The sequence below is a fragment of the Gillisia sp. Hel_I_86 genome, assembly GCF_007827275.1.
Classification (GTDB): domain Bacteria; phylum Bacteroidota; class Bacteroidia; order Flavobacteriales; family Flavobacteriaceae; genus Gillisia.
Window position 1 is genome coordinate 2,174,878 of sequence record NZ_VISE01000001.1, and the last position, 14,240, is coordinate 2,189,117.

Genomic DNA, 14,240 nt, shown 5'->3' on the forward strand with positions numbered 1-14,240 from the left:
AGAAATAATCGTGCCAAACCTAGAATTGCTGCCCGATTATAAAGTGAGTTTCCCAACCATTTGGTGATGTTCCTCCAGGGATAGGATCAAAACCGTATCCAAAGTCAATTCCAAGCAATCCAAATTGGGGCATAAATATTCTCAATCCGGCACCTGCTGACCTGTTTAATTGGAACGGATTGAAGTCCCTAAAATTGTCATAGGATGCTCCACCTTCTAAAAACATTAATGCATAAATAGAAGCAGCAGGTTTTAATGTTATAGGGTATCTTAATTCCAAAGAATATTTATTGTAGATCACCGCCCCATCTTGATTGGTAGCTTGACTAAAACTTGTTCTGTCCAAAGGCACTAAAGATTGGTTTGGATATCCTCTTAAAGCGATGCTTTCCCTTCCATCTAAACTATATAATCCCAATCCATCACCTCCCAAGTAAAAACGCTCAAAAGGCGGAATCCCGCGATCGTTGTTGTAAGCTCCTAGGAAACCATATTCTGCAGCGGTTTTTAAAACAAGAGGGCCTTTTGGTCCTAGGTTAAATATAGTTGTATACCAAGCAGCATCAAATTTTACTTTGTAAAATTCCAGCCATTTGAATTTTTCCTGATCTATTTTAGCAGGATCTCCTACTGCAGTTTCTCCTGGTCTTAATCTTAATCCTTCGGAATTCAAAAGATTTCCATCTGCATCTTCTAGTTGGAACTCTCTTTGGTTTTCAAGATCATTATAATCTATCCCGTTCCATAAAGAGTATGGAGGTGTAAATTTTGCTATAAAATTGAATTCGGAACCTACTGTTGGAAATATTGGATTTAATCCTTTACTGTTTCGGCTAAGCCCTAAAGTGTAGGTAAGGTTATTAGAGAAACCATCCCCGAAGGTAAACAAGCCTGTATTATAATTGTTTAGATCGTATCTCTGAAATCCTACTGCTTGAGATAAAGTGAAGTAATCGTCGGGCCATTGTAACCTCTTGGCTAAACCAACATTTACTCCTAAAATATCGAAACTTCTAGATTTATCTGCTCTTCTAGTTTGTGGATCATAAAGGAATTGTCTGGTATAAGAAAACGAAGTAGATAAACTCTTGGGTTTTTTACCACCTAGCCATGGTTCTACAAAAGAGAGACTATAGGTTTGGTAGTAGATACTTGCTTGAGCTCTTAAAGACAGTTTTTGCCCATCTCCCATTGGGATTGGCTTATAAGCTTCTTTATCAAAAATACCTGCAAGAGAGAAGTTGTTAAAAGATAGCCCCAAAGTTCCTATAAAACCACCACCACCATATCCACCCTGCAGCTCTATTTGGCTTGCACCAGCTTCAGTTACGGCATATTCCATATCCAACGTTCCGCTATTGGGATCTACATTTTGGAAATTTGGTTGAACATTTTCTGCATCAAAAAATCCAAGTTGGCCTATCTCCCTAATAGTTCTTACTACGTTTTCCTGACTGTATTTTTGTCCAGGTTTGGTTCGCAGCTCACGATATATTACGTGATCTTTGGTTTTGGTATTTCCAACAACACTTATCTTGTTGAAGTAAGCTTCCTTCCCTTCCACGATCCTGATCTCAAAATCTATAGTGTCATTATAAACCTTAGTTTCCACCGTATTTATTTGTGCAAACAAGTACCCGTTGTTCTTATAAAGGTTAGCTATATCCTGAGAATCTGGTTTGGACTGATCTGAGATGCGTTTCTCCAATAGAACACCATTGTACACATCGCCTTTGCTTATCCCTAAAGCTCTGGTAAGAAGATCATCTGAATAAACCACATTTCCAACGAAATCTATGTTTCCGATAAAATGCTTGTTTCCTTCTTCTACCTGAAGTTGCAATGCAACTGTTTTAGGATTTTTTATAATTAAAGTATCCGAAACTATACGTGCATCCCTATATCCTTTTTCCTTGTACTTGTTTACTATTTCAACTTTATCTGCTTCAAAATCATCGAAATTGAACTTAGATCGTTTCCAAACCCTAAAGAAATTCTTTTCTTTAGTATTGCCCATGGCGCCTTTAAGTTTAGCATCGCTCAACTCTTCATTTCCAATAAACTCTATATCGTTCACTTTTACCTTTTCCCCACGATCTACATTTACCACCATGTTCACCTTGCTGGCACCCGTAGTATCGACCACTGGGGTAGTATTTATAGCAACCTTTGTATTAAAGTATCCCTCTTTTTTATATTTGTTCTCTATGTAGTTCTTGGTAGTGGTTGTAAGGTTTTCTGTAACCTTTGAGCCCGGTGTCAAGGAATTTTCCTTTATAAGTTCTTCTTGAGCAGTTTTCTTTTTAACTCCTTGAATTCTCACCTCTGCCAATTCTGGAACTTCTTGAATTTCAAGTTCAAGATCTGCTACATTTCCATCTATATTGGTTACGTAAAAATTAATGTCGCTAAAAAGGCCAAGGTCCCAAAGTTTCTTTATAACCTTACTTAATTTATCTCCCGGAATAAATATTTCGTCACCAGATTTTAAACCGGTATAGGCTATTACAGTTTGTTCGTTATAACTTACTGTACCTGTAACCTCTATCTTTCCTATTGTATATTTACTTCCTCCACCAAGTGGTAGATCTTGTGCCTTAAATGTTAGGGTATACAAAAAACAAAATGCCAAAAGGCTTAAAAACTTTTTTGACATCTTTTTATTAACTAATCTGCTCACTGGTTTTTCCAAATCTTCGTTCTCTCGTTTGATAATTATAAATGGCCTCATATAAATCTTCCCTACGAAAATCTGGCCATAGAATCGTGCTAAAATATAATTCTGCGTATGCTATTTGCCATAACAAAAAGTTGCTTATTCGTTGTTCGCCACTCGTCCGGATAAGCAAATCCACGTCTGGTAAATTTTGGGTGTAAAGATGCTGATTTATAATTGATTCATCAATAGCATCTAAAGATAATTCGTCATTTTTTACTTTTTGGCTAATATCTTTGACTGCATGAATCAATTCTTCCCTAGAACCATAGCTTAAAGCTAAAGTTAAAGTCATTCTTTTGTTGTCTTTCGTCTTCCCTATAACTTCGGCAAGTTCTTTTTGCGCTTTTTTAGGTAGGGTGTCTAGATTGCCTATCGCATTTAACTTAATATTGTTCTTGGTTAGTGTTTTTATTTCTTTTTTAAGGGAAGTGACCAATAATCGCATTAAGGTATCTACTTCCAATTTTGGCCGGTTCCAATTTTCAGTAGAAAAAGCATATAAAGTGAGGTTTTGGACACCTAACTCGGCAGAACCTTCCACGACATCACGAACGGCTTTAGTGCCTTCTTCATGTCCCAAGGCACGTAAAAATCCTTTTTGTTTGGCCCATCTACCGTTTCCATCCATAATAATGGAGATGTGTTTGGGTAAGCTTTCTAGGTTGATTTTTTCTTTGAACATGCTATATATTACAGTAACAAGGTTTTTTTCCAAATGTAAAGGTAAACGTTACACCCGAAAATACATACCAGTCATTGGTATTTGTGTTACCAAATTCTCTAGGAGGGTTTCTTCTTCCCAGTAATTCCTGTGGATTACTGCCATCAATATTATCGGTAAAGGTGTATCTCGCCCCTATTTCTATGGCCCCGATAATTTTTGGGGTTAGTGTTTGTTTGTAGCCAAAAATCACCGGGATGGCAAAGCTCCAGTTGTCCCCTTGTGGCTCCAAGACGCCTGGGAACGGAAGGTCTTCACTTAAATAATGATGTTTTGTGTTAAAGTACGTGATTCCTGTATAAAGGTAGGGGGTGCTTTGTTGGCCGCCATCATGAAGATCGAAAGAGTAAAAATTAAACTCCAATCCAAAGGAAGCCTCTGCAATATGATTGGTGAAACTATAGCCCCTTTCCTGTCTTCTTACCTCGTTGGATTTGGCATCATCTGCTTGAATTTGGGCATATAGCAAAGTGAACCTAAGGCTATGTCGATCACTCCTGTTCCATTTTGCAATCGCTCCACCAACAACAGTATTAGGGTTCACAAAAGACGATTTTCCTACATCTCCTATATAATTGGCACCTCCAATAAATGGGCCTATTTCGAAGGTTTGGGAAACAGAAGATTTGGAGAAAGCAAACAAAATAATTAGTAATACTAGATGCCTCATAGGTTTTCAAAAGTTTGCAAATATAACAATATTGTTTGCCCTGCAATAATTTAGCCGTTTTTGTATATGCTTATAAACAAATATTGCAAGGTTTTATTGCTTAGTTGCGTTTGTCTTCGCCCCATAAAAGTTTTTTTCTAAGGGTTTCAAGAAAACTGTCTTTCTCTATTTCTACCATGCTAATTGTAAAGGGAGCAATTTTAATAGTAATCTCTGTATTATTGCTTAGGGTTGCAATTCGGGAATCCATAGAAACTAGAAAAAAGTCTTCCCTTCCCGATATTTTAAGGGTTATTTTGGTATCATCGGTTATTACTAAAGGCCTTGCGTTCAAATTATGCGGTGCAATTGGGGTTATTACCAAAGCTTTGGTATCTGGTACAATCACCGGTCCCCCACAACTTAGGGAGTATCCCGTAGACCCTGTAGGAGTAGAAACTATTAATCCATCTGCCCAGTACGAAGTTAAATATTTATCATTTAACCATGTTTCCACCGTGATCATGGAGGTGGTATTTTTCCTGCTCACGGCAATTTCATTCAATGCAAAATTGGTATCGCCAATTTCTTCACTTATAGGATTTGTCTCTATAGAAAGGACCGTTCTTTCTGAGATCTCATATTTTTTATGAAGTATGGAGGAAATGCTTCTTTTTATTTCTTCCTTTTGAATGGTAGCAAGAAAGCCAAGCCTTCCCGTATTAATTCCTAAAATGGGGATATTGAGGTCCCGAATATAATTGATGGATTTAAGAATAGTGCCATCCCCACCTATGCTAAAGAAAAGATCGTAGGAATTATCCAATTCGTTAAAGGTGCTGAAATGATTGTATTCTTTACTTAGGATTTTATGCTCGTGAATAAGATAGAGAAAGTTTTTTTCAATATAAACTTCAATATTTTCATCGTCAAGAATGTCAAAAAGTTCTTTTATATAAATGCCAGAATCTTTGTGATAAAACTGACCATAAATGCCTACTTTCATTTTTATATATTAAGGTACTTGTCCAAATATCTGGAGCGCTCTTTTAAATTCTTGTTATAAAGGTCTTCTTGATGGTCAGAAATAATTGAATACCCGTACCTTCTAAGTGTTTGTAAGATTTCATTTAAGCCAGGGGAGTTTACTTTAATGGTGATTCGGGTAAGGTCATTCTCCTGGGAGGATACAAACATTCCTAACACACGTGCGTTCTGGGACTCGATGATCTGTGCTATTTCACTAAAAGAATAATCTAAACTTCCTTTCTCCAAAACAAGTATTCCCCCAGGTTCGTTAAGAAATGGAGTTTCGTTGAATTGATGCAAAATATCAGTAAGTTCCAAATAGCCCAGATATTGGTTTTCTGAACCTAAAACAGGTAGAATATTGGTCTGGTTTTGAGCAAATGTTTCTAAAGTATCCAGCCAATTATCCGATTCTCTTGCGTAGAATCCTTCTAGCGCATATTGATAATCGGCCAGGGTTTTTTCCGCATCAAAACAACGCACATCATTTTCAGAGATGCATCCTAGATAAACCTTGTCCTTTCCAACAGGCAAATGAGAATAGGTAAGTTCATTGAATTTTTTCTTTAAACCCCCTATTTTTTCAGTTACCTGGCAGATTTCCATGTCATTAACTATATAACTTTCAATACTCATAACTCCTCTTCATTTTAATGCAAATTAATTAAAATTATATTCAATAAGGCATCTCCATCTTTGTATTTTTGTTAATTCAAAGCTAAATACAATGACCCAATTAAGTGTAAATATCAATAAAATTGCCACACTAAGAAATGCAAGGGGTGGGAATGTTCCAGATTTGGTTCAATTCACAAAAGACATAGAGTCCTTTGGAGCTCAAGGAATCACGGTTCATCCTAGGCCAGACGAGCGCCACATCAGATATCAAGACGTTTTTGATCTTAAGCCTGTGGTGAAAACGGAATTCAATATAGAAGGTAACCCAATCCCTAAATTTATAGACCTGGTTTTAAGAGCGAAGCCTGCCCAGGTAACCTTGGTGCCAGATGCCGTAGATGCTATCACCTCTAATGCGGGTTGGGATACGGTTAAGCATAAAGACTTTTTGAAAGAAGTGATTTCAGAATTCAAAAGGAACAATATTAGAACTTCCATTTTTGTTGATCCTAACGTGAAGATGGTGGAGCATGCTGCCAATACGGGCACAGATAGAATAGAATTGTATACCGAAGCCTATGCCGAAGCGTTTGGAAAAGGAAATAAAGATGCTGTAAAAATTTATACAGATTGCGCGAATATGGCTATTGAAATGGATCTTGGTTTAAATGCAGGTCATGATCTTTCCTTACAAAACATTCAATATTTCAAGCAGAAAGTTCCTGGTTTACTGGAGGTGTCCATTGGCCATGCGCTAATTACCGAATCTTTGTATTTTGGTTTAGAAGCTACAATTAAAAGGTATCTAAATTTATTAAAAGGATGATAAAATTAAATGCTACCGCTATGGGAGAAGGAACCCCATTCTTGTTTCTCCACGGATTTTTAGGAATGAGCGATAACTGGAAAACCCTTGGAAGCAGGTTTGCAGAAAATGGGTTTCAGGTTCATTTAATAGATCAGAGAAATCATGGGAGAAGCCCTCATACTTCAGAAATGAATTATGAAGTAATGTCCCAAGATATTAAAGATTATTGCGAAGAAAATGATTTAAGGAATATCATCTTATTGGGGCATTCCATGGGCGGAAAAGTGGCGATGCAATTTGCTGGTGATTTTCCAGGGCTGCTACAAAAACTTATAATTGTCGATATTTCTCCAAGATATTATCCGCCTCATCATCAAGAGATTTTAGCCGGACTAAAAGCGTTAGATAATGAAGTCATTACCTCTAGGGGAAAGGCAGAGGACTTTTTGGCCAAATTTGTTCCAGATAAAGGGACCCGCCTTTTTTTGTTGAAAAACCTTTATTGGAAAACCAAGGAAAAGCTTGCGTTAAGATTGAACCTACCTGTTTTGGCAAATGCAACCAACGATATTGGAATGGCCCTTTCAGAAAACATAAGGTTTGATAAGCCCACATTATTTATAAGAGGGGGAAACTCGGGCTATATTACCGAAGAAGATCAACCATTAATCTTTCAACACTTTCCAAATGCAAAAATACGGACAATAAAAGGTGCAGGGCATTGGGTACATGCTGAAAAAATGGATGAATTTTATGATGCTGTATTGCAGTTTCTGTAGTTTTATGTTAAATTTATTATGTACGCATAATAAATCACCTAAATTTTTTGCGCTATTTATAAATAATGCTACTTTTGGAGTATCCATAAAAAAAATAAATTAACCCCAATTGAATTATGAAAAAACTATTATTTTTAGCGGTTTTCTTATTGACTGCCGCTGTGACCTATGCCGGAGGGTATCGTGTTAGTTTGCAAGGGCAACGTGCCTTGGCGATGGGACATACCGGCGTAGCAGTTGTGAACAGTGCAGAACTTGGGTTTTTTAACCCAGCTGGTTTAGTCTATTTAGAGAATAAAATCAATATTTCTGTAGGTGGTTTCGGTGTGTTTTCAGATGTGGTATATCAAAATGAGCAAACAGGTGATTTTGCCAGAACAGATAGCCCTGTTGGGACACCATTGTATTTATACGCTTCTTATAAAGTAACCGATTGGTTAACTGCCGGGCTTAGTGTATATACGCCTTACGGGAGTACTGTGACATGGGAAGATGATTGGGCAGGTTCACATTTGGTTAATAACATAGATCTTGCCGCTATTTACATCCAGCCTTTGTTGTCGTTTAAATTTAATGAATATTTTAGTGTCGGCGGCGGGCCAATATATGTAACAGGAAGTGTGAATTTCAATAGAAATCTAACTAGAACACTAACCGATATTGATGGAAATAGATCCAATGTTACTATAGATGCTTCTGGTGTTTCCAACTGGGGATGGTCCGCTAGTGCCATGTTCTCTCCAACCGATGATTTAAGAATTGGTTTTAACTATAGGTCCGAAATTATTTTGGAAGCTAAAGATGGGGATGCAGATTTTGAGAATATCCCAAATTCGCCTTTAACTCCATTTGAAGACACGCAATTTGATGCTGAACTTCCTTTACCTGCTGAACTTACCGTGGGTCTATCTTATGAATTTTTTGATAAATGGCTTTTTGCATTCGATTATAACATGACGTTTTGGAGTGTTTATGAATCTTTAGATATCAATTTTGCAAACCCAAATATTCCAGATTCTCAAAATGCTAGAATGTATGAGGATTCTTCCATCTATAGATTTGGTCTTCAATATGAAGCGAATAACATGTTTACTTTAAGAGCTGGATATTATTTTGATGAATCTCCTGTGCAAGAAGGATATTTTGCTCCAGAAACTCCTCGTAATGATTCCAACAACTTTACAGGTGGTCTTTCAGTAAATGTAAATGAGCATTTCGCAATTGATGCCTCATTCTTATATTCTCGATTTAAAGAGGTAGATGCGTCTTATGATTTTTACTTTGAAAATGGACAAGCTGTTCCGTTTTCTGGAACCTACAAGTCTAGTGCATTTGTACCAGGAATAGGGATAACTTATAAATTATAATCGATTAAACCAGATATTAAAATGAAAAATTATATAAAATATTTACCATTTCTGGCGTTGGGAGTTATTTCTTGCGAGCCGGAATTAGATAATCCTGTAGATGAAGTTGGATTTTATTCCAATGGAGAAACCGACTTTTCCAATTACGTTGCCTTAGGAAATTCGCTTACCGCAGGATATGCAGATGCTGCACTATATATAACAGGACAGGAAAATTCGTATCCTAACATCATGGCGCAACAATTTGCCAAAGTTCAGGAAACACAGTTGTTTACACAGCCTTTGATGAATGACAATGCTGGTGGATTACTACTAGCTGGAAATCAAATTACGGACAATAGAAGAGTTTTGGCTTTTGGTACAGATGGAACCCCAGCTCCAAAAATTTATACAGGAATGCAGCCTTCTACAGATATTGTAAACGTATTGGCTGGCCCGTTTAACAATATGGGGGTTCCGGGAGCAAAGATTTTTCATTTGGTAGCTTCTGGCTATGGAGATATTGTGGGAGTTGACCCAGCCGTAGGTACTGCAAACCCTTATTTTGTGAGATTTGCCACAAGCCCCAGCACAACTATTTTGGCAGATGCTGCTGCTCAAAATCCAACATTCTTTTCAGTTTTTATAGGAAATAATGATGTACTTAGTTTTGCCACATCTGGCGGGGTTGGATTAGATCAAACAGGGAATTTAGATCCTAGCATGTATGGACCAAATGACATTACAGACCCACAGGTTTTTGCCCAAGTATATTCTACGATTGTAAATACCATGGTGGGAACAGGAGCAGATGGTGTTTTGGTGAATTTGCCAGATGTAACTTCTATTCCGTTTTTCACAACCATTCCAAATAATGCATTGGTTTTAGATGCTGCAACTGCAGCAAACTTAACAGGATTCTTTCAGGCAGTGGCGGGGATTTTTGCTCAAGGAGCGATTCAGCAAGGTTTAGATCCGGCAGTGGCACAAGGTTTAGCAGCTCAATATGCACTTACATTTAATGAAGGCCCAAACAGGTTTTTAATAGATGTGCCGGTTTCACAAACCAATCCCTTAGGATTTAGACAAATGACAGCCGATGAATTATTGGTGCTTACTATAGATCAAGGAGCTTTGGCACAGGGATATGGTTCTGTAGTTCTATCTCCAGAAGTTTTGCAAGTATTGGGGATCCTTCAAACAGGAGGGCAACCAACACCAGAACAAGCTCAGTTGGTTTTAGATGCTGTGAGTGGAGTGGACGATAAAGATGCACTGGATAAAGATGAATTAACTGCGATTTCTACTGCACAAGCTAGTTATAATGCAACGATTAAAGCTTTGGCCCAAGCTAATGGTTTGGCTTTTGTAGATGCAAAAGCTACCTTATCGGAAGTAGCGAATGGTGGGATTCCTTTTGACGGGGGAGTTTTAACTTCTCAATTTGTTCAAGGTGGGGCATTCTCTTTAGATGGTGTGCACCCTACGCCAAGAGGTTATGCGTTGGTGGCAAACACAATTTTGGATGCTATTAATGCCACTTATAATTCTACCGTTCCCAAAGTAAATATTGGGGCCTACGGGACTGTTACTTTAAGCAATGATGTTCAATAGGATATTTTAATACCATTCGGCTCTTATGAGTAAGAAGTGATATTAATTATATCATAAAAACCAAGACGCCGGATTTATTCCGGCGTTTTTTTTGCATTTTTGTGAGATAATCAATCAAAAAAAATTTAAATCCATGAAGTTCCTAATACGCATTCTTTTAACCGCGGTGGCGGTGGTCTTGCTCGCAAAATTTTTACCGGGAGTCACAGTTGCCGGATATGTCACTGCCATTATTGTTGCAGTGGTTTTGGCACTCCTTAATTTAATAGTGAAGCCAATCCTGGTTATTTTAACTTTGCCTGTTACCGTTATTACTTTAGGCTTGTTTTTGTTGGTCATCAATGCCGTAATAATCTTGTTGGCAGATGCATTTGTAAGCGGATTTGGAGTAGATGGGTTCTTAATTGCACTTATATTTAGCCTGCTGCTCTCGCTTTTGCAAACGATACTGTATTCTATATTGGGATCAGATTAGAAGACTGCTGAAATACAGCAGTTTGAAACTTTGTGAACAATCGAAAAATGTGTATTTTTGCACACCAATTTTTATAACACGTTACAATGAATATTACCAGAGAGAATATTGATGAATTGAATGCGATAGTAAAAGTAGATATCGCGAAAGACGACTACATTGAAAAAGTAGATAAGATCTTAAAAGATTACAAAAAGAACGCGAATATCCCTGGATTTAGAAAAGGTCATGTTCCAATGGGGATGGTGAAAAAGCAATATGGTCAGGCTGTATTGGTAGATGAGGTGAATAAATTATTGCAAGACGCTTTAAATAAATACTTAACTGAAGAAAAGTTGGATGTTCTTGGCAATCCGTTACCGAAGGAAAAAGAGAATTTTAACTGGAATCAGGATAATTACAGTTTTGAATTCGAATTGGGGTTAACTCCGCAATTCGATGTGAATTTAAAGACTAAAAAACCTATTACTCATTACAAAATTGTGGCAGGAGAAGAGATGATCAAAAACCAGATCACCCATATCCAAAAACAATATGGGAAATTGGTTTCCAAAGAGGTCGCTGAAGAAGGGGATGTTGTAGCGGGAACTTTTATAAATGAAGAAGAGAACATAGATAATCCAGGAACTCTTTCTTTGGACCAATTAAAAGGAAAAAAGAACATCAACAAATTGGTGGGAGCAAAAAAAGGGGATGTAATTACGTTGAAAACCAAAGGCCTTTTTGAGGATGATCATCAATTAGAGAAAGTGCTGAATGTGGAACATGATAGGATTCATGATTTGGATATTGAAGTGACTCTTACCGTTACTGAAATTAATCATCAGGAACCTGCAGAACTTAATCAAGAATTGTTCGACAAGCTTTTTCCAGATTCAGCAGTGAAGAATGTGGAGGATCTTAAAGAAAAGATCAAAGAAGATGCTGCAAAACAATTTCAACAACAAGGAGATCAGCAATTATTAAATGATGTTACTGAAGCTTTAATAGAGAACAACAAATTTGATCTTCCAAAAGAATTTCTTCAGAAATGGATTCGCACAGTAGGAGAAAAGCCATTAACAGAAGAAGAGGCTAAAGAAGAGTTTACAAAGAGCGAGCAAGGTTTAAGATTTCAATTGATTGAAGGAAAATTGATCCGTGAGAACCAATTGGACGTTAAATTCGAAGATCTTAAAGAATTCACTACTGCAAGGATCAAAGAGCAAATGGCTCAATTTGGACAAATGGATCCTTCAGAAAAGGAATTGAATGATATCGCTGCGCGCGTGCTTTCAAATCAGGATGAGATCAAACGTTTATCCGAGCAATTAATGAATGAAAAACTGTTGGCATTCTATAAAGAAAACATCAATTTAGTAGAAAAAGAGGTTACTTACGACGACTTTGTTAAAGAAATCTACAAGTAGACTTTCTTGAAATTTATACATATCTTTAAGGCGTTAAACCAATGGGTATAACGCCTTATTTACTTAAATAGAGAATAAAAAGAGCTATGGATTACGGAAAAGAATTCGAAAAATACGCCATTAAAGATCATGGCATCAACGGGAACTATTACGATAAGATTATCACGAGTATGAACCCAATGGGGATGACCCCAAATATTATTGAAGAACGCCAAATGAATGCTGTGGCAATGGACGTTTTTTCTAGGTTAATGATGGATAGGATCATCTTTTTAGGGACTGGCATCAACGATCAGATCGCTAATATTATCCAAGCACAATTGTTGTTTTTGGAAAGTACAGATTCTTCCAAGGATATCCAGATATATATTAACTCCCCGGGAGGAAGTGTGTATGCCGGGTTAGGGATTTATGATACGATGCAATTTATTAAACCAGATGTGGCAACTATATGTACTGGAATGGCGGCTTCTATGGGAGCAGTGCTGTTATGTGCAGGAGAAAAAGGAAAACGCAGTGGATTGCCTCATTCCAGGGTTATGATTCACCAGCCTTTAGGCGGTGCACAGGGGCAAGCGAGCGATATAGAAATCACAGCACGTGAGATCCTTAGTTTAAAAAAGGAATTATATGATATTATTGCCAAGCATAGTGGGCAATCTTATGAAAAAATCGAAGAAGATAGCGATAGGGATTTTTGGATGAAAGCAGATCGTGCGAAAGAGTACGGAATGATAGACGAAGTGCTAACCCGCGATAAATAGAATGATCTAGGATATTTTATATATTCTAAAACCGGTATTTAAAATATTGAAATTGAAAGAAATGGCGAAAGACGATTTAGAATGTTCCTTTTGTGGAAGGAAAAAACCAGAAACCGATCTCCTGATTGCAGGTTTGGATGCGCATATTTGCGATAAATGTATCGAACAGGCGCATGGGATTGTTTTAGAAGAATCAAAACAAGGTGGTGCAAAGGAGTTGTCATCAGATTTGATGCTTAGCAAGCCGAAGGTGATAAAGGCATTTTTGGATGAATACATCATTGGGCAAGAAGCAACTAAAAAAGTAATGTCTGTGGCGGTTTATAACCATTACAAAAGATTATTGCAACCTAAAAAAGATGATGATATTGAGATCCAAAAGAGTAATATCATTATGGTGGGGGAGACCGGAACAGGAAAAACCTTAATGGCCAAAACCATCTCTAAAATGTTGAATGTTCCGTTGGCTATTGTAGATGCCACTGTTTTAACAGAAGCTGGTTATGTAGGAGAAGATGTTGAAGGAATCCTAACCAAGCTTTTGCAGGCAGCAGATTACAACGTGGAAAAAGCACAACGCGGGATTGTTTTTATAGATGAAATAGATAAGATCGCACGTAAAAGCGATAATCCTTCAATCACCAGGGATGTTTCTGGGGAAGGAGTGCAACAGGCTTTATTGAAGTTATTGGAAGGTACCACCGTAAATGTTCCACCAAAAGGAGGAAGAAAACATCCAGACCAGAAATTTATCGAGGTAGATACTGAAAATATCCTTTTTATTGCAGGTGGAGCTTTTGATGGGATCGAGAGAAACATCAGTAAGCGTTTAAACATGCAGGCTGTTGGTTTTAGCGCTTCTCAAAGTGAAGATAAAATAGAACGCACCAACCTCTTGAAATATATTATCCCGAAGGACCTTAAAGATTACGGACTGATTCCTGAAATTATCGGTCGTTTGCCAGCGTTAACGTATATGGATCCTTTAGATGAGGAAACATTAAGGGCAATTCTCACAGAGCCTAAAAATGCCATTATCAAGCAATATCAAAGATTGTTTGAAATGGACGATATTTCTTTTGAAATTACAGAAGGTGCCCTTAATTATATAGTAGGGAAAGCTGTGGAATATAAATTGGGAGCACGCGGATTAAGATCTTTATGCGAAGCAATTTTAACCGATGCAATGTTCGAAATGCCGGAAGGCGAAGAAACTGAACTAATTGTAACCCGGGAATATGCCGAAGATAAATTGAATAAATCTACTATAAGCAAACTCAAAGCAGTTTCTTAAGAGGTAATTATAATT

General features: G+C 37.4%; 13 protein-coding genes. 8 read left to right on the top strand and 5 right to left on the bottom strand.

Annotated features, from left to right (window positions below):
• Positions 1–19: 19 nt before the first annotated feature.
• The 5 genes from bamA to JM83_RS09840 all read right to left on the bottom strand — a co-directional run bounded on the left by bamA (position 20) and on the right by JM83_RS09840 (position 5,754).
• Complete coding sequence (gene bamA / locus JM83_RS09820) at positions 20–2,731, bottom strand: outer membrane protein assembly factor BamA (protein ID WP_144961678.1); 2,712 nt, start codon at positions 2,729–2,731, stop codon at positions 20–22.
• Positions 2,664–3,401 (bottom strand): isoprenyl transferase, encoded by a 738-nt coding sequence (locus tag JM83_RS09825; protein WP_144961680.1) that lies wholly within the window; start codon positions 3,399–3,401, stop codon positions 2,664–2,666. The genes bamA and JM83_RS09825 overlap by 68 nt, the downstream gene beginning before the upstream one ends.
• A gap of 1 nt (position 3,402) precedes the next feature.
• Positions 3,403–4,110, bottom strand: a complete 708-nt coding sequence (locus JM83_RS09830) for a DUF6089 family protein (RefSeq protein ID WP_144961682.1) — start codon at positions 4,108–4,110, stop codon at positions 3,403–3,405.
• Positions 4,111–4,210: 100 nt separating this feature from the next.
• Positions 4,211–5,095 (bottom strand): NAD kinase, encoded by an 885-nt coding sequence (locus JM83_RS09835; RefSeq protein WP_144961684.1) that lies wholly within the window; start codon positions 5,093–5,095, stop codon positions 4,211–4,213.
• A 2-nt stretch (positions 5,096–5,097) separates the two neighbouring features.
• Complete coding sequence (locus tag JM83_RS09840; RefSeq protein ID WP_144961686.1) at positions 5,098–5,754, bottom strand: CBS domain-containing protein; 657 nt, start codon at positions 5,752–5,754, stop codon at positions 5,098–5,100.
• A 91-nt stretch (positions 5,755–5,845) separates the two neighbouring features.
• Between JM83_RS09840 and JM83_RS09845 the strand changes: the two genes are divergently transcribed.
• The 8 genes from JM83_RS09845 to clpX all read left to right on the top strand — a co-directional run bounded on the left by JM83_RS09845 (position 5,846) and on the right by clpX (position 14,225).
• Positions 5,846–6,562, top strand: a complete 717-nt coding sequence (locus tag JM83_RS09845; RefSeq protein WP_144961688.1) for a pyridoxine 5'-phosphate synthase — start codon at positions 5,846–5,848, stop codon at positions 6,560–6,562.
• On the top strand, positions 6,559–7,323 hold the full coding sequence (locus JM83_RS09850; RefSeq protein WP_144961690.1) for an alpha/beta fold hydrolase: 765 nt from the start codon (positions 6,559–6,561) through the stop codon (positions 7,321–7,323). The genes JM83_RS09845 and JM83_RS09850 overlap by 4 nt, the downstream gene beginning before the upstream one ends.
• A gap of 116 nt (positions 7,324–7,439) precedes the next feature.
• A complete protein-coding gene (locus JM83_RS09855) occupies positions 7,440–8,690 on the top strand; it encodes an OmpP1/FadL family transporter (protein WP_144961692.1) in 1,251 nt (416 codons plus the stop codon).
• Between the two features lie 21 nt (positions 8,691–8,711).
• A complete protein-coding gene (locus JM83_RS09860) occupies positions 8,712–10,283 on the top strand; it encodes a G-D-S-L family lipolytic protein (RefSeq protein WP_144961693.1) in 1,572 nt (523 codons plus the stop codon).
• Between the two features lie 133 nt (positions 10,284–10,416).
• Complete coding sequence (locus JM83_RS09865; RefSeq protein ID WP_144961695.1) at positions 10,417–10,758, top strand: phage holin family protein; 342 nt, start codon at positions 10,417–10,419, stop codon at positions 10,756–10,758.
• Between the two features lie 86 nt (positions 10,759–10,844).
• A complete protein-coding gene (tig, locus tag JM83_RS09870) occupies positions 10,845–12,167 on the top strand; it encodes a trigger factor (RefSeq protein ID WP_144961697.1) in 1,323 nt (440 codons plus the stop codon).
• 86 nt (positions 12,168–12,253) lie between these two features.
• Positions 12,254–12,931, top strand: coding sequence for an ATP-dependent Clp endopeptidase proteolytic subunit ClpP (gene clpP / locus JM83_RS09875; protein WP_144961699.1), 678 nt, complete (start codon positions 12,254–12,256; stop codon positions 12,929–12,931).
• A gap of 61 nt (positions 12,932–12,992) precedes the next feature.
• Positions 12,993–14,225, top strand: coding sequence for an ATP-dependent Clp protease ATP-binding subunit ClpX (gene clpX, locus JM83_RS09880; protein ID WP_144961701.1), 1,233 nt, complete (start codon positions 12,993–12,995; stop codon positions 14,223–14,225).
• Positions 14,226–14,240 lie beyond the last annotated feature (15 nt).